Source organism: Mycobacteroides chelonae CCUG 47445, from assembly GCF_001632805.1.
In the GTDB taxonomy this organism is placed as follows: Bacteria; Actinomycetota; Actinomycetes; order Mycobacteriales; family Mycobacteriaceae; genus Mycobacterium; species Mycobacterium chelonae.
Genome location: NZ_CP007220.1, coordinates 4239210 through 4265763, shown reverse-complemented (window position 1 = coordinate 4265763; position 26554 = coordinate 4239210). Strand labels below are relative to the sequence as shown.

Annotated in this window: 22 protein-coding genes; 13 read left to right on the top strand and 9 right to left on the bottom strand. The window is 62.6% G+C overall.

Translation table 11 applies throughout. The annotated features are described in order from the left end of the window. The first annotated feature begins 1 nt into the window (after nt 1). The 3 genes from BB28_RS20875 (at nt 2) to BB28_RS20865 (ending at nt 3363) form a co-directional block, all read left to right on the top strand. Nucleotides 2-1528, top strand: a complete 1527-nt coding sequence (locus BB28_RS20875) for an aldehyde dehydrogenase family protein (protein WP_046254886.1) — start codon at nt 2-4, stop codon at nt 1526-1528. Nucleotides 1529-1586: 58 nt separating this feature from the next. After that, nucleotides 1587-2453: a polyphosphate kinase 2 gene (ppk2, locus tag BB28_RS20870; protein ID WP_046254885.1), complete on the top strand. Its 867-nt coding sequence runs from the start codon at nt 1587-1589 to the stop codon at nt 2451-2453. A 73-nt stretch (nt 2454-2526) separates the two neighbouring features. Continuing rightward, nucleotides 2527-3363: a hypothetical protein gene (locus tag BB28_RS20865; protein ID WP_046254884.1), complete on the top strand. Its 837-nt coding sequence runs from the start codon at nt 2527-2529 to the stop codon at nt 3361-3363. A gap of 8 nt (nt 3364-3371) precedes the next feature. Here BB28_RS20865 and BB28_RS20860 read toward each other — a convergent pair whose 3' ends face one another. The 3 genes from BB28_RS20860 to BB28_RS20850 all read right to left on the bottom strand — a co-directional run bounded on the left by BB28_RS20860 (nt 3372) and on the right by BB28_RS20850 (nt 6535). Then, complete coding sequence (locus BB28_RS20860; RefSeq protein ID WP_046256038.1) at nt 3372-3563, bottom strand: hypothetical protein; 192 nt, start codon at nt 3561-3563, stop codon at nt 3372-3374. Between the two features lie 447 nt (nt 3564-4010). Continuing rightward, nucleotides 4011-4448 carry a PNPOx family protein gene (locus BB28_RS20855; RefSeq protein ID WP_081252301.1) on the bottom strand — a complete coding sequence of 146 codons (438 nt, stop codon included), beginning with the start codon at nt 4446-4448 and terminating at the stop codon, nt 4011-4013. Nucleotides 4449-4507: 59 nt separating this feature from the next. After that, a complete protein-coding gene (locus BB28_RS20850) occupies nt 4508-6535 on the bottom strand; it encodes a prolyl oligopeptidase family serine peptidase (RefSeq protein WP_046254882.1) in 2028 nt (675 codons plus the stop codon). A 78-nt stretch (nt 6536-6613) separates the two neighbouring features. Here BB28_RS20850 and BB28_RS20845 point away from each other — a divergent pair, with 78 nt between their 5' ends. The 5 genes from BB28_RS20845 to BB28_RS20825 are packed head-to-tail and all read left to right on the top strand — an operon-like array spanning nt 6614 to nt 10808. After that, nucleotides 6614-6892, top strand: a complete 279-nt coding sequence (locus BB28_RS20845; protein ID WP_030096352.1) for a putative holin — start codon at nt 6614-6616, stop codon at nt 6890-6892. Beyond that, nucleotides 6885-7646 (top strand): hypothetical protein, encoded by a 762-nt coding sequence (locus tag BB28_RS20840; protein WP_046254880.1) that lies wholly within the window; start codon nt 6885-6887, stop codon nt 7644-7646. Before BB28_RS20845 ends, BB28_RS20840 begins: the two co-directional genes overlap by 8 nt. A 38-nt stretch (nt 7647-7684) precedes the next feature. Beyond that, nucleotides 7685-9082 (top strand): dihydrolipoyl dehydrogenase, encoded by a 1398-nt coding sequence (lpdA, locus tag BB28_RS20835; RefSeq protein WP_046256037.1) that lies wholly within the window; start codon nt 7685-7687, stop codon nt 9080-9082. Nucleotides 9083-9136: 54 nt separating this feature from the next. Further along, a complete protein-coding gene (locus BB28_RS20830) occupies nt 9137-10276 on the top strand; it encodes an SMI1/KNR4 family protein (protein WP_126315434.1) in 1140 nt (379 codons plus the stop codon). A gap of 31 nt (nt 10277-10307) precedes the next feature. Then, entirely contained in the window at nt 10308-10808 is a 501-nt protein-coding gene (locus BB28_RS20825; protein ID WP_046254879.1) for a beta-class carbonic anhydrase, read from the top strand. A 3-nt stretch (nt 10809-10811) separates the two neighbouring features. Here BB28_RS20825 and BB28_RS20820 read toward each other — a convergent pair whose 3' ends face one another. Genes BB28_RS20820 through BB28_RS20805 form a run of 4 tightly spaced genes read right to left on the bottom strand, consistent with a single transcriptional unit; the run spans nt 10812 to nt 16116 of the window. Further along, a complete protein-coding gene (locus BB28_RS20820; RefSeq protein ID WP_046254878.1) occupies nt 10812-12140 on the bottom strand; it encodes an NtaA/DmoA family FMN-dependent monooxygenase in 1329 nt (442 codons plus the stop codon). 9 nt (nt 12141-12149) lie between these two features. Next, the gene (locus BB28_RS20815; RefSeq protein WP_046254877.1) at nt 12150-13331 is read right to left on the bottom strand and encodes a GNAT family N-acetyltransferase; all 1182 of its coding nucleotides are present in this window, start codon (nt 13329-13331) and stop codon (nt 12150-12152) included. Next, the gene (locus BB28_RS20810; RefSeq protein WP_052740305.1) at nt 13328-14587 is read right to left on the bottom strand and encodes an acyl-CoA dehydrogenase family protein; all 1260 of its coding nucleotides are present in this window, start codon (nt 14585-14587) and stop codon (nt 13328-13330) included. The genes BB28_RS20815 and BB28_RS20810 overlap by 4 nt, the downstream gene beginning before the upstream one ends. Continuing rightward, nucleotides 14584-16116, bottom strand: coding sequence for an APC family permease (locus BB28_RS20805; protein ID WP_046254876.1), 1533 nt, complete (start codon nt 16114-16116; stop codon nt 14584-14586). Before BB28_RS20805 ends, BB28_RS20810 begins: the two co-directional genes overlap by 4 nt. A 231-nt stretch (nt 16117-16347) precedes the next feature. On the opposite strand from BB28_RS20805, the gene BB28_RS20800 reads away from it, so the two are divergent. Both BB28_RS20800 and BB28_RS20795 read left to right on the top strand, forming a co-directional pair. Further along, entirely contained in the window at nt 16348-16767 is a 420-nt protein-coding gene (locus BB28_RS20800) for a MerR family transcriptional regulator (protein WP_046254875.1), read from the top strand. Nucleotide 16768: 1 nt separating this feature from the next. After that, the gene (locus tag BB28_RS20795) at nt 16769-17758 is read left to right on the top strand and encodes an aldo/keto reductase (protein WP_046254874.1); all 990 of its coding nucleotides are present in this window, start codon (nt 16769-16771) and stop codon (nt 17756-17758) included. Here the strand turns inward: BB28_RS20795 and BB28_RS20790 are convergent. Then, on the bottom strand, nt 17755-18288 hold the full coding sequence (locus BB28_RS20790) for a carboxymuconolactone decarboxylase family protein (protein ID WP_046254873.1): 534 nt from the start codon (nt 18286-18288) through the stop codon (nt 17755-17757). The genes BB28_RS20795 and BB28_RS20790 overlap by 4 nt on opposite strands. Then, nucleotides 18285-19715, bottom strand: a complete 1431-nt coding sequence (ramB, locus tag BB28_RS20785) for an acetate metabolism transcriptional regulator RamB (protein WP_030096364.1) — start codon at nt 19713-19715, stop codon at nt 18285-18287. The genes BB28_RS20790 and ramB overlap by 4 nt, the downstream gene beginning before the upstream one ends. Before the next feature lie 534 nt (nt 19716-20249). Here ramB and BB28_RS20780 point away from each other — a divergent pair. The 3 genes from BB28_RS20780 to BB28_RS20770 are packed head-to-tail and all read left to right on the top strand — an operon-like array spanning nt 20250 to nt 26485. Further along, complete coding sequence (locus BB28_RS20780; protein ID WP_030096365.1) at nt 20250-20666, top strand: MmpS family transport accessory protein; 417 nt, start codon at nt 20250-20252, stop codon at nt 20664-20666. Beyond that, entirely contained in the window at nt 20663-23542 is a 2880-nt protein-coding gene (locus tag BB28_RS20775; protein WP_046254872.1) for an MMPL/RND family transporter, read from the top strand. Before BB28_RS20780 ends, BB28_RS20775 begins: the two co-directional genes overlap by 4 nt. Before the next feature lie 9 nt (nt 23543-23551). Then, nucleotides 23552-26485 (top strand): MMPL/RND family transporter, encoded by a 2934-nt coding sequence (locus BB28_RS20770; protein ID WP_046254871.1) that lies wholly within the window; start codon nt 23552-23554, stop codon nt 26483-26485. The last annotated feature ends 69 nt before the right edge of the window (nt 26486-26554 follow it).

The window sequence follows — 26554 nt, the reverse complement described above, 5'->3', positions numbered from 1 at the left end:
AATGACAACGACGTCTGAAAACCTCGCCACCGCCCACAGCGCCGCCCGCGACGTGCGCAATCCCGCGAACGGGCAGGTCGTCGGGCAGGTGAACTGGACCGATCCGGCGGATATCCCCGTGATCACCGCACAACTGGCGAAGGCGCAGCCGTCGTGGGAGCGACTCGGGCCTGAGGGGCGCGGCAAGGTACTGGCCCGCTTCGCGCAGTGGCTGACCGACAACACGCCGCGTATCGAGGCCCAGTTGATCGCGGAGACCGGTAAGTCAAAAATCGACGCGGGCATCGAGATTCCGTCGATTCTCGCGATCATCGCGTACTACGCGCCTCGTGCGGCGGAATTCTTAGCACCCGAGACGAGGCCAGCCTCGTCCATCGCCATGAACACCAAGAAGATCACCCTGCATCAGCGGCCCCGTAAGGTCGTAGGGGTCATCTCGCCATGGAATTATCCTGTGGCACTTGGATACTGGGATGTGATCCCGGCCTTGTTGGCGGGCTGTTCGGTGCTGCTCAAGCCTTCCGAACGCACGCCGCTGTCCGATGAACTCATCGCACGCGGCTGGGAGGCAATCGGAGCGCCGCCCGTGTTCGAGATCGTCCACGGCGCCCGCGAGGTCGGCGAGGCACTGATCGACAACGTCGACTTCATCCAGTTCACCGGATCGACGGCCACCGGCAAGAAGATCATGGAGCGCGCCGCACGCCGCCTCACCCCGGTCAGCCTGGAACTCGGCGGCAAGGACCCGATGCTGGTGCTCTCGGATGCCGACGTCAAACGTGCCGCACACGCAGCGGTGTGGGGCAGCATGTTCAACGCCGGTCAGACCTGCGTATCCGTCGAGCGGGTGTACGTCCATGACTCGATCTATGAGCAGTTTGTGGACCTGGTGGTCGATGAGGTGCGCGGCCTGGAGATCGGCGCCGGGATGGATCACAGCGTCGGCGCCATGATCGACGAGAATCAGCTCGAGGTCGTGGATCAGCATGTGCGCCAAGCGGTTGCATCGGGTGCTCGGGCACTCACCGGCGGCGCGCGGGTCCCGGGCGGCGGTACCTTCTACGCTCCGACCGTGCTGGTCGACGTGGACCACTCCATGGACTGCATGCGGGAGGAGACCTTTGGTCCCACGCTGCCGATCATGCGGTTCTCCGAGGAATCCACAGCCATCGCGCTGGCGAACGACAGCGAGTACGGGCTGTCTGCCAGCGTCTGGACCAAGGACCGAAGGCGCGCCGAACGCATTGCGCTGCAACTTGATTGCGGCACCGTCAACATCAACGACGTGATCATGAACCTGTCCTGTCTCACCGCGCCGCACGGTGGATGGAAGGGTTCGGGGATGGGCTCGCGCTTCGGTGGCGCCAGCGGTCTGCTCAAGTACTGCCGTACGGAGGCCATCGTCGACACCCGGGTGACGCTGCCCAGTGAGCCGCTGTGGTACAGCGGACCGAGCTGGCTGGCCCCGGTGGCGCTCAAGAGCCTGACCAAGCTCTCGAACAAGGCGCTGCGCCCCTTCCGTCGCTGACACCTCACGTTCACTCGTCGGCCACCCTGGCGACGGTTGCCGGGGTTAGTTTCCGCTGGTGACCGAGACCATTACCGCCGCTGCGCAGGGCTACACCGTCGACGACGAAGACGATGACGATCCGGTACTCATCGCGCCCGACGGCGTCGCGGTGGACACCTGGCGAGAGAACTACCCGTACGACGAGCGGATGAGCCGCCATCAGTACGAGCTGGAGAAGCGGCTGCTGCAGATCGAGCTGCTCAAGCTGCAGAACTGGAGCAAGCGCACCGGCGCCCGGCACGTCATCCTCTTCGAGGGGCGCGATGCGGCCGGGAAGGGCGGCACCATCAAGCGGTTCATGGAGCACCTCAACCCGCGTGGTGCTCGCGTGGTCGCGCTGGAGAAGCCGACCGAACGGGAACGCACCCAGTGGTACTTCCAGCGGTATGTTCCGCATCTGCCGGCTGCCGGCGAGATGGTGTTCTTCGACCGCTCCTGGTACAACCGTGCCGGTGTCGAGCGCGTCATGGGATTTTGTTCCGACGAGCAGCATTCCGAATTCATCCACCAGGCACCGCTTTTCGAGCAGATGTTGGTCAACGACGGCATCAGCCTGACCAAACTGTGGTTCTCGGTGTCCTCCGCCGAGCAGCGCACCCGCTTTGCCATCCGGCAGGTTGATCCGGTGCGCCAGTGGAAACTCTCGCCCATGGATCTGGCCTCCCTGGACAAGTGGGATGCCTACACCAGGGCCAAGGAAGAGATGTTCTCGCTCACCGACACCGATCACGCGCCGTGGATCGTGGTGAAGAGCAACGACAAGAAGCGGGCCCGAGTCAGCGCGATGCGGCACGTTCTGGGCAAGTTCGACTACGACGACAAGGATGTCGACGTTGTTGGTCAGGCCGATCCACTGATCCTGGGGCGCGCGCTCACGGACTAGATTTCCGCCGCCGGCCGCCGGTTCCAGATCCCGAAGTCGCCTCGTTTCGGACGGCCGGACTAACCTGGGCTCGATGCGATTCCTGTTCGCGGTCCTGCTGTGGCTGCTGACCACTGCCGCGCTGGCTCTGACGGTGACGGCGGCCTGGACACAGTCCCGGATTGTCGACGAGAACGGCTATGTGGCGTTGACCGCGCCGGCGGCTGACGACCCGAGGGTGCAGCGGGCGATTGCCGGGGAACTCACCACCCAGATCGTGTCGCTGGGAAAGAAGCAGGGCTCGCGCGTCAACGAGACCCAGGTCGCGGAGTTGACTGCCGCGTACACCGGTGGCCCGCAGTTCGCTGCGGACTTCGCTTCGGTGAATCGGATGGCGCACCAGTGGTTGTTCACGAACTCGAACTCGGCGCAACGGGATTCGCAGGGCAGCTGGCAGATTGATGTGGCGCCCATGATCAAGAGCCTGGTTCCGCAGGGGCTTTCCATCAAGGCGCCGGAGACACTGAAGGTCTCGGTCACCGACGACAACCTGGCAGGTCTGACGCCGGGTCGTTTGGTGCCGGTGGCGCGCTTCGGTCAGCTCGCCGTGTGGATATCTTTCGGTTTGACCCTTGTTCTCGCGGGCCTGACTCAGCTGGCGGTCCGTAGCCGCGCCAAGGGCCTTGTCGGACTTGGAATTTCGGCACTACTCGTGGGCGCGGCCGGGTGGGCGGGACTGGAGATCGGCCGGCGCTACCTGGATCGGCCATTGAACCGGGTCAACGACAACCTTCGCGATGTTGCCGACAGCCTGGTCACCCAGGCGGTCGGCAATGCCCACCACTGGCTGAGCCTCACGATGGCAGCCGGTGGCCTGGTAATCGTGGTGGGTGTGGTGTCGGGGCTAGTGGGCGGTCTGTTGCGGCGCTGACGTGAACGTCAGGCAGCGTGTGCGTCGCGGATGCGCTGCACGTCATGCTCCACGCAGCCGACACGTTCGGCGGCGTCACTGACGGACAGCCGACGATCCAGCAGGATGTCTAGCTCGGTGGGCGAAAACTCTGGCTCGGTATCCCACGGAGCACGGTCCCACCCGTTCTCACTCAAGCCGATGAACAAGTCGTTTCTCATCGTGCACCTCACGGCAATCTGGCTCCAACTACCGACCATCAGGAAGCGCTGCAATGCGCCCACGTCGTGTCGGTCAATAACTATGGCCCGCCAGGCAACTTTGCCAAGGCCAATAAATCAGCTAGCTACCAAGCTAGCCGAGCACACCTAACGGCAACAACCCGCGACGGTCACGGATCGGTCTCGATTTCGGTAACGGCACCCGATGGCACGGTTCTATCCCTCAATTTTCCACTGCCTCTGAACTGGGAAATTAAGAATCGAATCGCATAGTGCTTGCAGTAGTTAGCACCTGTGAGCTGCAGTTTTGTGATCGGTTCGGGTGGCGGCCGACGAGGCGGAAAACCTATCGAGCAAACTGCATACGTATCGATGTGTGATTCGCTGATGCTCGTGTGGCCGGGTGGCGTGATTTGCGAGACTGTCGCCATCGTTAAGTGACGTGGGTCATGACAGGCGCACGGTCACCATGCTTTCGGTGGCGGCGGCCCGGTCGATATCGGACTGGTTGAGGCTGCCGTCCGCGTTGCGTCGCACGTTGTGGTACTTGGCATCGCGCGGCACTCTCTGCAGCAGGTCGGCCAGTGGTCCGGCGATCTGGGGGCCGGTGGACAACTCGGCAGTGCCATCGAGCCGCTTGCCGCGCACCAATGCGGTGACGGGACGCCCGTCGCGCAGGTTCTTGGCCCACGCCCTGTCGGTGAAGACCGTCAGCACATCGCCGTCGCGAATGTAAGTGGCGGCCACGTTGTATTCCTTGCCGCTCTTGCGTCCGGTGAAGGTGAACAACGCGATGTTGCCGCTGAGCACGGGGTGCAGCGGACTGCGGAGCAGGCCCCTGACCATCTTGTTGACCCATGGTGGAACGGTGTTGGATTCGCTCATGCAGCCATTGTCTGCTCCGCCCACCGCGGCCACATCGGGGATCGCCCTGAGATTTCGGGTCAGGGTGCGAGCTGGCGCCAGAGGAACTCGATGGCCAACGCCGTCTTGAAGGCCGACTGGTCGTTATTGGCCGCACCGCCGTGGCCACCCTCGATGTTCTCGTAATACCAGACCGGTTGCCCGGCCTCGTGGAGGGCGGCGGTCATCTTGCGTGCATGCCCCGGGTGGACGCGGTCGTCGCGGGTCGAGGTGGTCACCAGAACGGGCGGATAGTGCTTCTCAGGCGAAATATTCTGGTATGGAGAGTATTTGGAGATAAACTCCCAATCATCGGGATTGTCCGGATCGCCGTACTCGGCCACCCAGGAGGCGCCGGCCAGTAGTAGGTGGTAACGCCGCATGTCCAGCAGTGGCACCTGGCACACCAGCGCGCCGAACAACTCCGGGTATGCGGTGAGCATCACACCCATCAAGAGGCCGCCGTTGCTGCCTCCCTGTGCACCCAACTGCGCCGCGGTGGTGATGCCCCGCGCCACCAAATCCCTTGCGACACAGGCGAAGTCTTCATACGCCAGATGACGTCCTTCTCGCATTGCCTGGGTGTGCCATACCGGGCCGTACTCTCCGCCTCCGCGAATGTTGGCCAGCACGTAGGTGCCGCCGCGAGACAGCCACAGCTTGCCCAGCACGCCGTCATAGCCGGGAGTCCTGGAGACCTCGAAACCGCCGTATCCGCCGAGCAGGGTGGGTCCCGCTCCGGTGGATCCGCTGGGGCGCACGACGAAGTAAGGAATTGCGGTCCCGTCGTCGGACCGTGCGAAGTGCTGGGCCACGTCAAAGGAGCTGCCGTCGAAGAAGGGCGGTGCCGATTTGATGGGGGATACCGAGGCCCCCGCGGTGCCTGCTGTGCCGTGTAGCAGTGTGGACGGCTGGGTGAAACCCGATGTGTCAAGGAATATCTCATCGCCGAGGTCGTCGATCGCGACGATCTGGGTGGTGGCGTTGGACGGCACACCGCTTAGTGGTTCGGAGTCCCAGCTGCCCGGGGTGAACACCATGATCTCGCTAACCACGTCGCGCAGGATCACGACGGTAAGCCGTTCCCGGGTCCACGCGTAGTGGTGCAGGCTCGCATGCTCATCGGGAATGAATACCGGGGTGACGGTGCGGTCCCCGGCGAGGAAGTCGGCATACCGAGCGGCCAGCAGGGTCCCGGCGGAATGTTCGGCGCCGTCCAACTGCCACGGCGACTTGAGTTCGATCAGGAGCCATTCGCGGTGCACCGACACCGAGGCATCGGTGGGGACGTCGATATGCAGCAGCTCGCCGTCGACACTCAGCTCGTGTACTTCGGAATTGAAGAAGTCGGTGGCCCGGCTGATCAGGGTGCGTTCGAAGCCGGGGGTGTCGTCAAAGCTCGCGCCTACCATCACGTCCGAGGATTCGCCGCTGAAAACCAGTTCCGCGTCATCGAGGGACTGTCCGCGCTTCCAGCGCTTGACCAGACGGGGATATCCCGAATCCGTGAGACTGTCGGGCCCGAAATCGGTGCCTACGAACACGGTGTCGGCGTCGATCCAACCGATCTGAGTCTTGGCCTCGGGCAACACGAAACCGTCCGTCACGAACTGTCGTGTTTGCAGATCGAATTCGCGTACCACCACGGCATCGGATCCGCCGCGCGACAAACTCACCAGCGCCCGGTTGAACTCGGGGCGTAGTGCCGTGGCACCCGCCCAGACCCAGTTCTCATCCTCGCTGACCGCCAGGGCGTCGAGATCGATGATGACGTCCCATTCGGGTTCATCGAGACGGTATTGATCCAAAGTGGTTCGCCGCCAAAGGCCACGAGCGTTGTTGGCATCGCGTCGGAAGTTATAGAGGAATTCGCCTCGCCGACGCACATACGGGATTTGTGCGTCGGTATTGAGAATGGCCAGCGCCTCGGCCCGCATTTCGTCAAAACGTGCACCGGAAAACTCGCCGGTTGTTATCGCGTTGTGTTCGCGTACCCAGTTCAGCGGCTCGTCGCCGCCGATGTCTTCGAGCCAGAGATGTGGGTCCAGGGAGCGGCGCGCCGACGTCATTTGAGCCAGTGTGCCAGTGATCGCAGTATGGTCGAAGGTGGCCCGGGGGCGGACAGAACACCGAGCAGGAGTTTTCTCGTGATACCACTGCCACGCGCGCAGGTTGTAGCCAGCGCGATGCTGCTGGGGATAGCAGTTGGACTTGTCGCTGGGATGTCTAGCGTGTTCATCGCGCACGAACCAGTGCGGCCCGACCTCTTCATCGGCGTTGTTGTCGCGGTACCGAGCCTGATCGGTTTCTTCATCTTGATCGCATCCACGCGTAAATGGATGACGGCCGCGGCGGCATTCGTGCTGGCGATTTCTCCCGGGTGGTTCGGGATTCTTGCGGCGATACAGGTGATTCACAGTGTCTGACAAAAATGCAGAAAACACCGTCGAAAAGACGAGCGCTGAAGCCGAGTTTGTGGACGACACGGAGAAGCCGAGCATCGTCGAGGGCGACCTGGCCGATCCGCTGGCCGTGCCGATCGATGGCGGTAGGACCAGAGACGGATTGGATACCGCGACCTTCACCGCGTTCTCGGCGTTCAAGGATGACGAAGACCTGGTGACCACCGGCCGCATCGACACCGATGCGTTGCCGCTGACCGCAGCATTCGACGTCGCTGGCGACCGCACCGGCGCGATGCCGGTCACGTCGGCCGAATCGATGACGCCCGATCCCTACACCGGCGCGGTTCCGGTGCCCGCCGACGAACCGGCGAAGCCGGTACGGGTGCCCGCCGAGCGGGAACCCGCCTTCCTGAAGCGCTGGGTATTGCTGTTGCTGTTGCTGGCGGTGTGGATTCCCGCCGGCGCGGTCGGACTGCTGCTGTACCAGCACTGGTTCGAGACGCTGTTGCCGAACGACCGGACGGTCGCGGTCACCTACGTGCTGATCTGGGTGTTTGTCTGCGTGGTGGTCGCGCTGCTGTTGGCCATGGTCGAACCGCTCCCCATAGTGGTCGCCCTCGCTTTTGCCGTGTTGACGGCGCCCGCGATCTCGGTGGCGGCTGCCGGTGTGAAGTACGGCTATGTGGCGTGCACCGCACCTTCAGTGCCCGGAGTTCAGTCACTGTGTCCGGAACCGCTGCGCAGTTGGGGCATTCAGTATCGAGACCGGGCTTGACGCTCCCCGCCTGACATCGTCCTACTAGGGTGGAGTTCGTGACTGCACACTATGACGTCGTCGTTCTCGGAGCCGGTCCCGGTGGCTATGTCGCGGCTATTCGCGCAGCCCAGTTGGGCCTGACCACAGCCATCGTTGAGGAGAAGTATTGGGGCGGAGTCTGCCTCAATGTCGGGTGTATCCCGTCCAAGGCGCTGCTGCGTAATGCGGAGCTGGCCCACATTTTCACCAAGGAAGCCAAGACATTCGGCATCAGCGGTGAGGCCACGTTCGATTTCGGTGCCGCGTTCGACCGCAGCCGTAAGGTCGCCGAGGGGCGTGTGGCCGGTGTGCACTTCCTGATGAAGAAGAACAAGATCACCGAATATGAAGGCGTGGGTACCTTCACCGACGCCAACACCTTGGCGGTCAAGAAGGCTGACGGTGCCACCGAGACGCTGACCTTCTCCAATGTGATCATCGCCACCGGTAGCAGTGTGCGGCTCGTGCCCGGGACCTCGCTCTCGGAGAACGTGGTCACCTACGAGAAGCAGATCATGACCCGCGAGCTGCCCGGATCGATCATCATCGCGGGCGCCGGGGCCATCGGTATGGAGTTCGCATACGTCCTCAAGAACTACGGCGTGGACGTCACCATCGTCGAATTCCTGCCGCGCGCGCTGCCCAACGAGGACGCCGAGGTGTCCAAGGAGATCGAGAAGCAGTACAAGAAGCTGGGCGTGAAGATCCTGACGGGCACCAAGGTCGAGTCGATCACCGACAATGGCTCGCAGGTCACGGTCAAGGTCAGCAAGGACGGGCAGGAGAGCGAGCTCGTCGCCGACAAGGTGTTGCAAGCCATCGGATTTGCGCCGAACGTCGAGGGCTTTGGCCTGGACACGACGGGTGTCGCGCTGACCGACCGCGGCGCGATCGCCATTGACGAGCGGATGCGCACCAACGTGCCGCACATCTACGCGATCGGTGACGTCACCTCCAAGCTGCAGCTGGCTCACGTCGCCGAGGCGCAGGCTGTTGTCGCCGCCGAAACAATCGCCGGTGCAGAAACATTGGAGCTGGGCGACTACCGGATGATGCCGCGGGCGACCTTCTGCCAGCCCCAGGTTGCCAGCTTCGGGCTCACCGAGGAGCAGGCCCGCGCCGAGGGATACGATGTCAAGGTCGCGAAGTTCCCCTTCACCGCGAATGGCAAGGCGCATGGCCTCGCCGATCCGACCGGATTCGTGAAGCTGATCGCCGATGCCAAGTACGGCGAATTGATCGGCGGGCACCTGATCGGTCCTGACGTTTCCGAGCTTCTGCCCGAGCTGACGCTCGCGCAGAAATGGGATCTGACCGTCAACGAGCTGACTCGTAACGTGCACACCCACCCGACGCTGTCCGAGGCGCTGCAGGAGGCGTTCCATGGACTTGCCGGGCACATGATCAACTTCTGATCCGGCACGGGCCGGGGGGCCCGTCGTAATCTGCTGGCTGGTAGAGGGGGAAACGTGGCGGAACCAGTTGGAATGCACGCTTGGCGTCAACTACTCGACGCAATGATCGACAATAAGCGGCGGCATGCCTCGGTGGACGACGGACTGTATCCGGTGACCCACCCAAATCCTGGTGCCACTGAGGAACAACTTCACGCTACCGAGGAACGGCTCGGCCATCCGTTAGATCCGCAGTACCGTGAGTTCCTCGGTGTGGCTGATGGCTGGGAGAGCTATCACTTCAGTACGAACTTGTTGGGCACCAGCGATATTGGTGTCGGCGATCGTTGGGATGAGACCGCTCGCACCATCGCGCAATGGTTTGATGAGACAGATACCGCCGATGACCTGGGTGTCGGCAACGATTCGACCCAGTTCGTGCCGATCGCCGACACCGGCAACGGCTATGCGGGCTGCCTCTATCTGTACACCGGGCAGTCCGACGAAGCACGAGCGGGAAGTGTGTTCCGGCTCGACATCGATTCGCGGACGATGTGGCCGGACCTGTACTCGTATCTGCATCACGAGAATCTTGAGCAGGGCATGTACCTGGCCGAGCAGGAGATGGGCCCCCATGCCCGAACCTGGGGGCGCGATATCCGCTCGTCACCACCGACGATGGCCGAGATCGTCGCGAAGCTCGCTGAACTGACGGCGCTTGTCGAGTCCGTGACTCCAGCGCAGCGCCGTCCCGGCGCCAGTCAGTCCGAATTGAACTTGCTGACAGCGCATCTCGGTGCTGCGTTGGATTCCGAACACCAGGAACTCTTGGCAGTCACTAACGGATTGACCAGCAGCTACATCGGCGAGGTGTTGTCCATCGGACAGATTCTTGACGGGAGTCGTTGGCGGGAAGGAATTCTCAGCGCGCAGGAATTCCATGACGAACTCGAACGTCAAAGTGTGGCCATGTTCGGACCTCGAACGCGCGAGCGACTGTCGGTGCTCCAGATCGTGGGTTCGAGCTCTGCCGTGCCCTTCGCTGTTGCGCCCGGCGAGCTACTTGCTGTCGGCTTGGACGGCGAGGTCCGCGGGTTGGTTCGCGATGCGATGTCTGAGTTGAACGGAGGTTGGCATCCGCCGTACGGCTGCGTCCGTGAGTACTTGTTGAGGGTGTGCGATCACATCTGGGATCAGACCGCTCGTAACCGTTGACCATGTAATTGCTCGAGCGTAGCTTCACGCCATGTCGACCACTGACGAGCTGCTGAACAATGCGCGGGCCTACGCGGCGCACTTCGACAAGGGTGATCTGCCCCTGCCGCCGGGCCGCAAGGTCGCGGTTGTGGCGTGCATGGATGCACGCCTGAATCCGTATGGTCTGCTCGGCCTTCACGAAGGTGACGCACACGTCATCCGCAATGCGGGCGGGGTGATCACCGAGGATGAGATCCGGTCATTGGCCATCTCGCAGCGGCTGCTGGGAACCGAAGAGATCATTCTCATCCACCACACCGATTGCGGCATGCTGACCTTCACCGACGACGCCTTCAAACGTTCGATTCAGGACGAGACCGGTATCAAACCGCCGTGGTCGGCCGAGGCGTTCACCGATCTGGACGAAGACGTCCGCCAGTCCGTGGCACGGATCAAGGCCAACCCGTTTGTCCCGCGCAAGGGCAGCGTGCGCGGATTCATCTACGACGTCAAGGACGGAACGCTGCGAGAGGTCGCCGCTGAGAATTAGCGCTCAGGCAAGCAGAGCGGGTGTACGCACCGGGGCGGGCCAGGGCAAGGCCAGGTGGTCGCGCAGTGTGGCTCCGGTGTATTCGGCGCGGAAGAGGCCCCGGCGCACCAAGATTGGCACCACCTGTTCGGTGAACAGTTCAAACTGGCCGGGCAGCCCCGAAGTGCTCAGAATGAATCCATCGGCCGCACCTTCGGTGAACCACAGTTCGATCTGATCGGCCACCTGTTCCGCGGAACCGACAAAGCGAGTGCCAAACGCGTTCAGGGTACGGTAGAGGAACTCGCGAACTGTTGGATTGCCCACGGTGGCAAGGTGTTTGTATCCGGCGAGTGCGGTTTGATGAGTCTCGGTGCTGTCCGGGAACGCGGACGCGGGCACGGGACCGTCCAGGTCGGCGCCGATGACGTTGACATCCACTTCGAGGAGCCATCCCGCCTGATATTCGGGGATGAAGTGTTCATAGACAGTGCTTTCCGTGGCATGCGCTTCGGCCTCGGTGGAACCGACAACGACGCCGAGTGACGGAGTGACCAAGGGCAGCGAGGACCGTCCGGAGGCGCGGGCTTCGTCGTGGAGCTGTCGATAGAAGCTCTTCGCTCGGTCGATATCAGTCTGCCCGGTGAAGACAACTTCAGCATTTTTGGCGGCGAACGCTCTACCTGTAGTGGAAGATCCGGCCTGAAAGATCACCGGCTGCCCCTGCCGGGAGGGTGTGACGCCCAGTGGGCCCTTGACCTTGTGGAACTCACCGTCGTGATTGGTCACGTGAATTTTGTTGACATCGTTGTAGATTCCGGTCGCGCGGTCCTCGATGACGGTGTCCGCCTCCAGGGAATGCCAGAGTGCCCTCACGACCTGGAGAGTTTCCTCCGCCAAACGGTAGCGCTCATCGTGCGGGAGGAAGCCACGATCACCGAAGTTGGCGGCTGCCGCCTGCGCGAAGCTCGTCACCAGGTTCCACCCGGCGCGTCCCGCGCTGAGGTGGTCCAGCGATAGTAGTTGGCGCGCTAGGTGATACGGCGGTTGAAAGGTCGATGATCCGGTGACGACCAGGCCGAGGCGTTCGGTGACGGCGGCCAGGTATGAGGTGGCAGTGAGTGGTTCGAAGTCCTCGGTGGACTTGTGCGCCCAGGTGGCTTCCGGGCCGAAGTTGAGGCCGTCGGCGAAGAAGATGGCATCGAACTTGGCCGCCTCGGCTGCTTTCGCGGTGGCGACCAGGGTATCGAGCTGATTCGCGGGACCGTTCCGCACGCCGGGAAGTCGCCACGCGCCGCCCGAGCGCACATTGCCGAAGGCAAGGAGGTGAAGTTGGCGAAGACCATCAGTCACAGTGCGCTCCTAGAAGTTGGTGCCGGCGAAAGGCTTTGCACCGGTAGAGAACAGGGCATCAGCCGAGGTGATCGCCCCCGTTGACTGCGCGGACACCAGTCCGGCGCGAGCCAGTTGCGTCCACGAATTTCCACCGAGATACACCGAACCGAGGACAGCGATATCGAGTGACACATCGGGGGTGTGTTGGGTACGCCGAACCTTGTCCGCCCCCACCGCGAACCGCGCCGAGTTGTGTGGCAACAGGTCGTCGTGTACCTCGATCACCACCGGTGCCTTGTCCGCATAGGTGCGCGCTGCCAATGCCGCCTCGACATCGACAAGCCGTAGCCAGGTCTCGTCGCGGACGCCGGTGAGCGTCACCGAGCGGGGATCGGTCACCAGGTGGGGGAGCGGGTCATCGACGGGGCGCGGGCCGAGCTCGATGACATCGACAAGGTCCAGATCCAACAGGTGACCGACCAGCGCGCGGTAGGCGTCATCGCTATGCACGACAAGATCGTCGACGGATATGGTGCGTGCATTACTGGCGAACCACTCGGCGGTGTCATGCGGGCGGTATCTCACGTAGCCGTCCGGATGAGTGACCACGTATGGCTTGCCCGGGGCCGACGCATCGATCAGCTCGTGTAGTCGCCACCATTGCGGTGGGCGTGCCACGGCCCCGGTCCATGCCGCACGATCGTAGATCGCGGCGAGCACCTCAGGTGACGCTGCCGCGTCGAGCAGCGTGATCGGACCGGAATCGATGGGGCTGTGTGGCCGGGCCCGTCGCCGCTGAATGCGATAGGTTGCGCTGCTGGTCGCCACCCCGTAGCCGAAGCGTCGGTATATCACCGCTTCGGAGGCGCGCAGGCTGGCGACTACCGCGCCTCGTCCCGCGATATCGGTGAGCTGTCGCGAGACCAACGTAGTGAGGATTCCGCGCCGGGTGTGGGTGGGTAGTACGCCGATATGTGTGACGGCCGCGTGTGGAACCCGCGAACCGCCGGGGACAGTCAGCCAGCTGGTGTAGGAATCGGCCCCGCCGACAAGCTCGGTGCCGTCGAACGCTCCCAAATACCGCCCGGGTTCTAGCAATCCGTCGATCGCGAGATCACCCAGGGGTGGCAGCCCAACCATGGCCCGCCAGAACACCGTGAAGGCACGCTCACGCTCCTCGGAGGTCTGGAGGAAGCGGATATCCGTCACGATCGCTTGCCCTGTGTCGTCTCGGCGAGGCCTCCCAGCCCGTTGAGGCTGCGCGGTGACGGCCACTCACCGGTCAACAGATATCGGCCGATCTCGCGTTGCCGGTAGGGCAGCGGATCGTGAGTGGTGTGCGTGCGGGCGTTGCGCCAATAGATATCCAGTCCAACGGAATTCGCCGTCGAGCGGGCCCCTGTGGCCTGGAAGATGTTGTGCGTCACATCCAAGGCTACCTCGGTGGCGATGGACTTGGCCTGGTCGACGCGAATCGCCAGCGCACCCCACCGGTCCGCTGACAGTTCGTGTCCGGACGCCAGGGTCTGTTCGAACTCTCGTGTCACCGCATCGGCCAGGGCGATCCCGGCGGCCACCCCTGCGGACAGACGCCCCAGCAGCTGCTGGTGGTACGGGTCCTCGGTGACCTCCGTGGAATGCGCTTCGGGCCATGGACGGCCCTTGTCCCTGATGTAGGTGACGCCGGCGGAGAGTGCGCCCTCGGCGATCCCGAGATAGAGGTGGACGAAGATCAACTGGCTGAACAATGCCCGCAGTCCGTCGCGGAGCTCGCGGCGGTCACCGTACTCCTCGAGACCGGTGAGCACCTCGTCGTGGCGTAGCAGCACATTGTCGAATTCGACGCTGCCGCTTGCGGTGAGCCGCTGCCCGAGGTTGTCCCAATCGTCGTTGAACCGCAGGCCTTCCCGGTCGCGGGGGATGATCGCGTTGATCGGCTCCTGTTCGTAGAACAGCACGGTGATCAGGTCGGCCACCGCGACCCCGGTCGCAAAGGTGCGCTTGCCGTTGACCAGGTATCCCTGCGCTGTCGGGGTTACCGTGATGCCCGGATCTCGTGGATTGCTGACACTGCCCTGGAACCAGCCGTGCTCGCCGACTCCGCGCGCGATGTGTTCACGTTGGGCCGCAGACCCGAGGATATGGGTCCACACGCCGTTGGAGTAGTGGTAGACCAGCAGCTGGCCGATGGACCCGTCGGCTGCCGCGATGATCCGGCTGAGTTGCAGCGCCTGCGTCAGACTTCCTCCGGCACCACCGAATTCGTGGGCCGTGGCGAAGGACAGTAGCCCGTGCTCGCGCAACAGTCCGATCTCGGCGATGGGGTTCTGGTTGGCACGATCTCTTTCCAGCGCGGTAGCTGCCAGTTCCTCGGCGACGCGTCGGGCGACCCGCGTCCACGCGGCGAATTCAGTGTCGCCAACTCCCAGGTAGGCGCGGGTGGGCGAGGAGGCGACGGTGGTCATTTGACGAGAACTCCTGAATCGGCGGTTTTGGGTTCGACGGCCGGTTCCTCATGCAGCACTTCGAGGATGCCGAGCTCGGTCAGCCGTTCCTTCTCGGAATCGGAAAGTGTTTGGATGGAACCGATCCGGGCTGCGACTTCGGGTCGCCGGGCTCGCAAGAACCAGTAGCGCAGCAGCCCGGCCAGCAGTATGGCGCCGAAGATGAGCGGCAGGATGTTGAACGGAAAAGCGGGGACCGGGTAGAAATTGCTGAAGATCACATACCCGATGGCCAGGGTGGCCGCTATCGACACCGCCAGCCGCGCGGGCGTGAGTGCTCTGATGCGGTACAGCCAGATCGGGGTGGCCACCACCACCAGCAGATAGCTGGTGAGAAAGCCCCAGTTGGCCACGTAGTTTCCGTACACGTCGAACACCAAGCGGCCTACCGAGCTGAGGGTGGCGGTGATGGAGAAGGCTGCCGCGATGATGCCGATGAGGAAGATGCCGGCGACGGGGGTCTTGTAGACCGGGTGGACCCTGGCGAGTGTCGCTGGAAGCGCTCCCTCGTGGGCCAGGGTGAACAGCCCGCGCGCCGCTGAGTTGATGACGGCGGTGACGAACACGATGAACGCGATGGTCACCGCCAGGCTAATCGGGTAGATCGACCATGCCACACCGGAATTCGTAGCGACCTGGGGGAGTATCGCGCTGTCGCCGTCGATGTTCCGGAATTGCAGGATCTGCGGGTATGTGGCCAGGATGTAGAGGACGCCGATGATCAGCACCACGCGCAGCAGGGAGCGGGCAATGGTGCGGTGCGCGTCGCGTGATTCGGCGCCGAGGGACGCGACGCTCTCGAATCCCGCGTACGCACCGACCGCGGTGACCGCCGCGATGAAGGTGGTGCTATTACCCAAGTTGGACAGCGACCACTGCTCGGTGTCGATGCGCCAGCCGTAGCTGACATACGAGGCCACAATGATGATCAAGATCAGTGCGGTGGCGATGATTTCGAAGACGAGCTCATATTTCGCGGAGATGGAGACACCGCGGTAGGGCAGATAGACGGCGACCGCGACGACGACGGCGACCAGCGTGAGTTTGAAGAGTGTTGCCTCCGAGCGGATTCCGATTGCGTCAAGGAAGTATTCGAAGTACAGCACGCCGCCGAGAGTGCCGGTGGTCGCGAAGGTGATGTATCCGATGAGCAGGCTGAATCCGGCGGCATACGCGGCACCGGGGCCCAATCCATTGCCGGCATACGTGCCGAGCGACCCCGAGGACACGGTCCGTTTGGCTTGAAAGCTGATGGTGGTGGCGATCAGAATCACCGCCACCAGGCCGATCACCGCGGCCCAGGCGGCACCCTTGCCGGCCGCTACGAACAGGGAAAACGGTACCGTTGCGACCGCGACACTGGGGGCTGCCGCTGCCAATCCCTGTGCGAAGACGCCCCAGGACCCGACGGCGTCGCGCTCGAGGCCGTGAGATTCGGCGTTCTGAAGGGATCTGCCGTTGACGGTGAGCTGATGGGCGGAAGCGGACATGCGGAGAAACCTTCGTTTGGCGGGAGGTGAGCTGAAACAGGCAGCGCGCAAACGAAATCGCGCGCCTACCTACAGTCCTCGGCCAAGCGCATGCTCCGATGGTGAGGCGGCATCCGGGACGTGTCAACGGCCCCCGTGGCGCCGTCGCCGGTACCAGCGCGGACTTTCGTGGCGCGCTGCGCAGAATCTTCACTTGACCTGGAGTTGACTCCAGGTTCTACCGTGGCTTTTGTGACCACAAGTGAGCCGCAGAACGAGGGGTTCCCCATCTCGTACGTCGCCGAACGAACCGGCCTGTCGATCGATGCGCTGCGCTGGTTCGAACGGGAGGGGCTGTTTCCCCGGGTAGCCAGGGACGCCGGGGGCCGCCGTCGCTTCCGCAACGATGACATCGAACGTGTCGAGCTGATGCTGCGGCTGCGCCGCACGGGTATGCCGGTGCGGGATATGCGGCGGTTCATCGAGTTGTTGTCGGGCGGCGCGGAGACACACGCCGAGCGTCTGGAACTGCTGTTCGCGCAGCGTGTCCGAATCCTGGCCACGATGGAGCGGCTCACCGAGGACCTCGCGGTCGTCGATTTCAAGGTTGCGCACTACACGGAGTCGGTCAATGACGCCTCGGCTCAACCCGCCGGAGGAAAGAAGAACTGACATGAAGTACACGCAGCTCGGTGAGCTATCGGTGTCAAGGATCGGCCTGGGCGCCATGTCGATGTCGTCGGGGTATCAACCTTTGGCCGCGGAAAGTGGTCCGGATGCCACTCGGTCCATCCAGGCCATCCATCGCGCGCTCGATCTGGGCGTCAGCCTGATCGACACCGCCGAAATCTACGGCCCTTACACCAACGAGGAACTGGTGGGTAAGGCCATCGCAGACCGTCGCGACGAGGTAGTGCTGGCGACGAAGTTCGGACTGATTTCGCATGCCACCGGTGCGACGTTCCAGCCCGACAGCTCGCCTGCGAATATCGCTGTCGCGGTGGAAGGATCGTTGCGTCGACTGGGAATCGATCACATCGACCTCTATTACCAACATCGAGTCGATCCCACGGTGCCGATCGAAGAGGTGGTCGGCGCGGTGGCCGAATTGGTGGCGCAGGGCAAGATTCGCCACATAGGGTTGTCGGAAGCTTCGGCGGCCACCATCCGCCGCGCGCATGCGGTACATCCGATCGCGGCGGTCCAGTCGGAATACTCGTTGTGGACGCGGGATGTGGAGTCCGCGGTGCTGCCGACTCTGCGGGAGTTGGGAATCGGTCTGGTGCCCTACTCGCCATTGGGCCGTGGATTCCTGACGGGATCAATACAATCCGCGGATCAGTTGGCAGAGGGCGATTTCCGAAAGAACCTGCCGAGATTCAGCCAGCAGAACCTCGAACGAAACCGCGCGATCGTCGGCGCCGTCGAAGCCGTCGCGGCCGAGACGGGGGAGACGGCGGCTCAGATCGCGCTGGCCTGGCTGTTGTCTCGCGGCGAGGGCATTGTGCCGATCCCCGGGACCACGAAGGCCGCACGCGTCGAAGAGAACACGGCAGCCGTGGATGTGGTCCTCTCCGATGCGCAGTTATCGCAGTTGGAGACGGTCGCGCCCGCGGAGGGCGAGCGCTACCACGAGGATCTGATGGCCTTGCTCGATGACTAGAGGTCCAGCGGGATGCGCAACGACGACATGGTCGCGGCCAGGCCGTCGTACTGCGTGACGAGTAGGCAAAAGCCGATGAGCTGGCGGCGATCCAGGTACTTGGAGAGCCCTTCCCATGCTTCATCGGAAAGTGTTCTGGTGGTGAGTATTTCGTCGACGCCGGTGATGAGGGCGCGCTCCTTGTCGGAGAGTCCCTCGGCCTCGGCCCCCGCGAAGATGCGCTCTTGATATGCGGGATCGATCCCGGCGGACTTGGCGATGCGCGTGTGGTGCTGCAGCTCGTACGCGCATTCGCGCACGTGCGCCACGCGCAGGATCACCACCTCGGTGTCACGGGTGGACAGCTTGGTGCCGCGCAGGATGGCGCCGGAATACGCCAGCCACGGCCAGAACCGGGTGCCCGTCTGTCCGAGTGTGGTCGCCAGGTGCATCTGCGGTGCGCTGATCGCGCGTGCCATCCCCTTGGCAATCACCCAGTTGATCGGTCCGAGTTCGCGTAGACCACCTGGTGGGATGCGACCATCGCTCATTGTCGGGCTCCTTCTTGCTGGACAAGGTATGGCGACACCGTACTGCGATGCTCGTCGAGGTCCAGAGCCCGCCCGAGTGCGGGGAAGGCGCGCTGGGGGCAGTTGTCACGTTCGCAGACCCGACAACCCACGCCGATGGGTGTCGTCGCGCCCTCGGAGGACAGATCCAGGCCCTGCGAATAGACCAGCCGATGCGCGTGCCGTAACTCGCATCCGAGCCCGATCGCGAATGTCTTACCCGGCTGTCCATACCGTGACGCACGCCGTTCGACGGTGCGTGCCACCCAGAGGTAGTTGCGCCCGTCGGGCATCTGCGCCACCTGCACCAGGATCTTGCCCGGGTTGCCGAAGGTCTCGTATACGTTCCACAGCGGACAGGTACCGCCGCTGGAGGAGAAGTGAAATCCGGTGGCTGACTGACGTTTCGACATGTTTCCGGCACGATCAACCCGGACGAATGAGAACGGGACCCCGCGCATCGACGGACGCTGCAGGGTCGACAGCCGGTGGCAGATGGTCTCGTAGCTCACCGAGTAGAACGCCGACAGCCGCTCGATGTCGTACTGGAAGTCCTCGGCCACCCCGTGGAACTGTCGGTAGGGCAGCACCGTGGCGGCGGCGAAGTAGTTGGCCAGCCCCAGCCGTGCCAGTTTGCGCGATTCCTCGGAGGTGAACTTGCCGTCGTCGACCATGGTGTCGATGAGATCGCCGTACTCCAGGTACGCCAGCTCGGCGGCCAGTTTGAAAACCTGCTGACCCCCGGAGAGGTGGTTGCTGATCTCCAGCGTCTTGGACACCGGGTCGTACTTGTGCAGGACGCTGTCGCCGAGATCGATGCGCCGGGCGATCTGCACGCCATGCACCTCGGTGATGCGGTCGGCGATCTCTCTGGCTAGGTCCGCTCGGTGCATGCGCATCCGAACCGTCAGGTCCTCGGCCGCGGTGTCGAGCTCGTGGAGATAGTTGTGCCGCTGATAGAAGTAGTCGCGCACCTCCTCGTGCGGCATGGTGATCGAACCGCTGCCGCTGCCGTCGGTGTACCGGTCCTCGGTGGCCGCGGCCAACTGTGTGGTGGTAATCCGGTAGCGCCGATGCAGATTGACCATGGCGCGTGCCAAGGCGGGGTGTCCGGCGACTACGTCGGCGATCTCGGCGGGATCGACGTCGATGTCCAGGTCCTTGTCCTGCACCACCTCGCGCAGCTCGGCGATGAGGCGGCTGTCGTCCTGGGAGGAGAAGAACGTCGCGTCGACGCCGAACACTTCGGTGATACGCAGGAGCACCGCGACGGTCAGGGGGCGGACGTCATGCTCGATCTGGTTGAGGTAGCTCGGGGAGATCTCCAGCATCTGGGCAAGTGCAGCTTGGCTGAACCCGCGTTCGCTGCGGAGTTGACGAAGGCGCCCTCCAACGTACGTCTTGGACACGCTGACCAGCGTACGCGCCTTGCGAACTTCTCCTTCGCAGTCTTGGCAAGGTGTGGATAGGCCCAGGATGCGCCCGGGATCGCGATGTGCGAGCCGGATGCTGACGAGCAATCAAGCTGGTTTGCTTTCTGGGCCCAACCGGGAGGGGGTCACCGGCGAACATGGCCGGCTGAGCTGTCTCTCGCTATGACCGGCGCCACTGTGGCCGCTGGTTCGGCCGCGAGGTCACAAAGGGGGGTCTCAGCTGCTGATTAGCCATCCGTTCACCCATTCGTAGGAATTGGAGAATCGGGCGATCGTGGTTGCCCATGGCGGTATGCAGTAAATCTGTACACGTCCGTATCCAAAATAGCGTGCTACTCATTGCATATCGGGTGTGCAACGGGTACATACGCGACTCTCATGCATGGTCTAATCTTTAACGGCCGGGGAGCGCCGCTGAGGTGTTCCGCGTTTTGCAATTGGGATGTGCATGTCCGAGCATGGTGCCGGATGCGGAGATAGACGAGGAGGGTTACGATTCTTCGGCTTTTGATGCGTCTGTGGATTCCGCTACTGGTGCTCGCGGTAATTGGCGCCGGCGGTTTTACGGTGTCGCGGCTTCACGGTGTATTCGGTTCCGAGAACCGTCCGTCATATGCCGATACGAATGTCAGTGACGCCAAATCGTTTGATCCCAAGAAGATGTCGTATGAGGTTTTCGGATCGCCGGGGAATGTGGCCGATATCAGCTATTTCGATGTCAATGGCGATCCGCTGTTCATTCAGAAAATCCCATTGCCATGGTCGGTGAAATTTGAGATCGGTAAGACGACAGCGGTGGGAAGCATCATGGCGCAGGGGGATGGTCGCAGTATCGGGTGCCGCATCATCGTGGACGATGAGGTTAAGTCCGAGAAGGTGACAAATCAGACCAATGCCTTTACCTCATGCCTGCTGAAGGCCGCATGAGCGAGAGCGACGGCAAAGGTCAATCACACCGACCGATAATGGCGACCATTATCCGCAAGGGTGCGGTATTCATTATCCTGGGCTGGCTCGCGATCACTGTCCTGCTGACCGTCAAGGTGCCGCCGCTGGAGATCGTCGAAAGGGAGCATTCGGTCTCCCTCAGCCCGCCGGACGCACCCTCCGTCAAAGCAATGACGCAGATGGGGAAGGTTTTCCAGGAATCTAATTCCGAGAGCGTCGCGGTGATCGTGCTCGAGGGAGAGAACCCTCTCGGCGACGATGCGCACAAGTATTACGACGCCGTCGTCCGTCAATTGAAGGACGATCCGAAACATGTTCAGCATATCCAGGACTTCTGGGGTGACCCGCTAACCGCCGGCGCGGCCCAGAGTGCCGATGGCAAAGCCGCCTACGTGCAATTGAATCTCACCGGGCGTTTTGGCCAGGCTGATGCGAACGAATCAGTGGAAGCCGTTCAGAAGATCGTCAAAGACACTCCGGGGCTGCCGCCGGGGGTCAAGACCTATGTCACGGGTCCCGCCGCCGTCGTCTCCGATATGTCGGAGAGCGGAAACCGGACGGTCATCCTCATCACCTTGGTGAGTGTTGGCGTGATTTTCCTGATGCTGCTCCTGCTCTACCGGTCATTCATCACGGTCATCATCTTGCTGTTCACCGTCGGCATCGAGCTGCAGGTTGCGCGAGGACTGGTCGCGTTCCTCGGTATGCACGGGATCGTGGGTCTTACCACCTTCGTGGTCAACCTGCTGGTGTCTGTGGGCATCGCCGCAGGTACGGACTATGGAATCTTCTTCACCGGGCGTTATCAGGAGGCGCGTCAGGCGGGCGAGGATCGCCAGACCGCCTACTACACCGCCTACCGCGGAGTGGCCAAGGTTGTGCTGGCATCCGGCCTGACCATCGCCGGTGCGATCGCGTGTCTGCATTTCACCCGGCTGCCGTACTTCAAGCCGCTGGGTATCCCGGGCGCGGTCGGAATCCTGGTCGCGGTGGCGGTTGCGCTCACCCTGGTTCCGGCGTGCATCGCCGCGGGTAGCCGCTTCGGGCTGTTCGATCCCAAGCGGCAGGTGACCACGCGCCGCTGGCGGCGGCTGGGTACCGCGATCGTGCGTTGGCCCGGACCGATCCTCGCCGGGACGGTGGCGATCTCACTCATCGGTCTTTTGACACTGCCGGGATACAACCCCAGCTACACCGACGCGAAGTACATACCCAAGGACATCCCCGCGGTCCAGGGACTCGTTGCCGCCTCACGGCACTTCCCGGAATCGAAGATGTCTACGCCCGACATTCTGTTGGTCGAGGCCAATCACGACATGCGTAACTCGGCTGATCTGCTGGTGCTGAACAGGTTGGCCAAGGCCGTCTTCGCGGTCCCCGGCATCGCCAACGTGCAGTCCATCACGCGCCCCGAGGGAACCCAGATCGAGCACTCCTCAGTGCCGTTCATGCTCAGCATGTCGAATGCGAGCCAGCGGTTGAGCCTGCCGTTCCAGCGTGCGCGCATGGACGACATGCTCAAGCAGGCCGATGACATGGGAACGACGATCGCGCTCATGCAGCGCATGTTCGACCTGATGAAACAGATGGTGGCGACGACTCACCGGATGGTCAGCACCACGCATGATCTTCAGAAAGATATGTCGACGCTGCGCGACCACATCGAGAACTTCGAAGACTTCTGGCGACCGATCCGTAACTACTTCTATTGGGAGAAGCACTGCTTCGACATTCCCATCTGCTGGTCGATCAGGTCGATCTTCGATGCGCTCGACGGCGTCGATCAGGTGACCGACAAGATGCAGACTCTGGTGGGCGACCTCGACGAGCTGGACAGGCTGATGCCGCAGCTGCTCGAGCAGTTCCCCATCATGATCGACACCATGAAGAGCACCCGCGAATCGATGCTGACGATGCACAGCACGATGTCCGGCATCTTCGCCCAGATGGATGAATCCACCGAGAACTCGACGGCCATGGGCAAGGCGTTCGACGCCTCAAAGAACGATGACTCCTTCTATCTGCCGCCGGATGTGCTGAACAACAAGGACTTCAAGCGGGTCATGAAGATCTTCATGTCGCCCGATGGCAAGTCGACGCGCATGCTCATCTCTCAGCGTGGAGATCCCGCGACACCCGAAGGCATTGCGCGGGTGGATCCGATCAAGACCGCCGCGGAGGAAGCACTCAAGGGAACTCCGCTGGAACACGCGAAGATCTCTCTGGCGGGTACGGCGGCGGGTGTCAGTGAGCTGGTCGACGGATCAAAATACGACCTCTTGATCGCAGGGGTCGCTGCCCTGTGCCTCATTTTCATCATCATGTTGTTGATGACGCGAAGCTTGGTGGCCGCGCTGGTGATCGTCGGGACCGTGGCGTTGTCGCTGGGTGCGTCATTCGGTTTGTCTGTGCTTGTCTGGCAACACATTTGCGGCATCCAGATCAACTGGGTGGTGTTGGCCATGTCGGTCATCGTGCTGCTGGCGGTGGGCTCTGACTACAACCTGCTGCTCGTCTCGCGCATGAAAGAGGAGTTGGGCGCCGGCCTCAATACGGGCATCATCCGGGCGATGGGCGGTACCGGCAAGGTGGTGACCGCTGCCGGGCTGGTCTTCGCCGCGACGATGGGCTCCATGATCGTCAGCGACCTGCTCACCCTGGGGCAGGTGGGCACCACGATCGGTTTGGGTCTGTTGTTCGACACCTTGATCGTGCGAGCGTTCATGACCCCGGCCATTGCCGCGCTCCTGGGCCGGTGGTTCTGGTGGCCACTGCAGGTGTCGCCCCGGCCGGTCGGTGCGGTGCACGGGTGGAAGGGACCGCGCCTCGTCCGTTCCGTGCTGCAGAGGAACTAGCGGCGGCGCATGAGTACCGAGCAGTCGCGCCCGTTCATCGCGCGAACCATACGAAACCTGTCGCCCCTGATCATCCTGGGCTGGCTGGCGCTAATTCTGTATACGACGCTGGCATCGGTCAATTGGGACTTGACCAAGGCGATTCCGGCATTGGAGAACGTTGCAGAAGAGCGGTCGGTATCGCTGATGCCGCAGGATGCGCCGGCCGTCAAGGCCATCATGCGCATGGGCAAGGACTTCAACGAATCGAACTCTGACAGCTCCGCGATGATCGTGCTCGAGGGGAAGGACCCGCTCGGCGAGGACGCGCACACGTACTACGCCGGACTGATCCGCGAGCTGCGGAACGATCCCAAACACGTAGAGCACGTGCAGGATCTGTGGGGCGATCGGCTGACATCCTCGAGTGTGCAGAGTCCCGATGAAAAGGCTGCATACGTGCAGCTGAATCTCGTCGGCAATCAGGGCACCGCGATGGGTGACGAATCAGTGGCCGCGATCCGCGAAATCGTCAATCGGACACTGCCTTCGGCGCCCACCGATGTGAAGGTCTACGTGGCCGGTGCGGCGCCGCTCGCTTCGGACATGCAGCATGCCGGCAACAAATCGATTTTGAAGATCACCGCGGTCACCGTGGTCATCATCTTCACGCTGCTGTTGATCCTCTATCGCTCTGTTGTCACCGTGATCCTGCTGCTGATCATGGTGGGTGTCGAATTGGCCGCGGCCAGAGGCATTGTGGCGTTCCTCGGCTACCACGATGTTTTTGTGTTGTCGACATTCGCCGTCAACATGCTGGTCTTCTTGAGCATCGCCGCAGGCACCGATTACGGGATCTTCTTCTTCGGTCGCTATCAAGAGGCACGCCAGGCCGGTGAGGACCGGGAAACGGCCTACTACACCACATATCGCAGTGTTGCTCCCGTCGTCCTGGCTTCCGGACTGACCATCGCCGGGGCCATTCTGTGCCTACATTTCACGCGGCTGCCCTATTTCCAGACCATGGGAATCCCCTGTGCCATCGGAATGCTGACGGCCGTCGCGGTCGCGGTCACCCTGGTACCCGCGGGGATTGCGGTGGCCAGCCGATTCGGACTGCTTGAACCCAAGCGCAAGCTGCGGGTTCAGCGGTGGCGTGGGCTGGGTACGGCCATTGTCCGCTGGCCCGCACCCATCCTGGTCGCCTCACTGGCAGTGGCACTGGTCGGGTTGTCCACGCTGCCGGGATACAAGACGAGCTACAACGACCGGCTGTACATCTCCGGGGATATCCCGGCCAATCAGGGATTCGCTGCCGCGCAACGTCACTTCTCCGAGTCGCGACTGACGCCCGATGTGTTGTTGATCGAAACCGACCGGGATCTTCGGAACCCGGCCGACTTCCTGGTGTTGAACAAGGTGGCGAAGGCCATTTTCAAGGTGCGCGGAGTCTCACGGGTACAGGGGATCACCCGGCCCGAGGGAACTCCGATCGCCAACACATCGGTGCCCTTCCTGCTCAGCTTGCAAAGCGCCGGCCAGGTGCAGGCGACCCGCTTCCAGAAGAAGCGCATCGCCGACATGCAAAAGCAGGCCGACGACATGTCGAAGATGATCGCGACGATGCAGCACACATACCTCGTGATGAAGCAGATGTCCGAGACCACGCACCGCATGACGGGCCACACCCATGAGGTGCAGCAGCTCACCGACGACTTGCGGGGCAGTATCGCGCTGTTCGATGACTTCCTTCGACCGATACGCAACTATTTCTATTGGGAGAAGCACTGTTTCGACATCCCAATCTGCTTCTCGCTTCGATCGATCTTCGATGCGTTGGACGCGGTCGACGCGCTCGATGACGGGCTGATGGTTCTGGTCAGGGACATGGATCAGCTGGACGCCATCATGCCGCAGCTGCTTGTCCAGTTCCCTCAGATGATCTCGGTCATGCAGAGCATGCGCACCTCGGTGCTCACCATGTACGCCACCATGTCCGGGCAGTTCGCTTCGATGGACGAATCCACCAATGACGTGATGGCCATGGGGCAGGCATTCGATGCCTCCAAGAACGACGACTCGTTCTTCCTGCCTCCAGAGGTGTTCAAGAACCCGGACTTCCAGCGTGCGATGAGTTCGTTCCTGTCGCCGGATGGAAAGACGGTGCGGTTCATCATCTCCCATAACGGTGATCCGATGTCGCCGGAGGGCATCACGCGGATCGAGCAGATTCGGAATGCGGCGGAAGAGGCACTCAAGGGAACGCCACTGGTGGGAGGCAAGATCTATCTGGCCGGCGCCGCATCGACGGCAAAGGACTGGAAAGACGGCTCCACGTACGACCTGCTGATCGCGGGCATCGCGGCGATCTGCCTGGTTTTCATCATCATGCTCATCACCACCCGAAGCTTCATCGCGGCCTTGGTGATCGTCGGTACGGTGGCCCTCTCCTTGGGCGCGTCCTTTGGCATGTCCGTGCTGCTGTGGCAGTACATCCTTGGCATCAATCTGCACTGGATGGTGCTGGCGATGTCCGTGATCATCCTTTTGGCGGTCGGATCCGATTACAACCTGCTGCTGGTGTCTCGTATGAAAGAGGAGCTGGGTGCGGGGCTGAACACGGGCATCATCCGGGCGATGGGCGGCACCGGAAAGGTCGTCACCTCAGCCGGATTGGTGTTCGCGGCCACTATGGCCTCGATGGTGGTCAGTGATCTGCAGATCATCGGTCAGATCGGAACCACGATCGGGCTGGGCCTGTTGTTCGACACGTTGATCGTCCGCTCGTTTATGACGCCGGCGATCGCGGCCCTCCTGGGCCGATGGTTCTGGTGGCCGCAGCGAGTGCGTCCGCGTCCGCCGAGTGCGCTGCTCGCGCCGGTGGGCGCGCGCCCGGCGGCGCCTGCCCCGGGCCGCCTCGACGATGACGAGCCGACCACGGAACTACCGAAATTCAACGACTAATCACGTTGTCGTTCAACTAATTCTGTGCCTGATGCGGCGCATACGCAAAAGGCCGGGTGCGAGTTCACC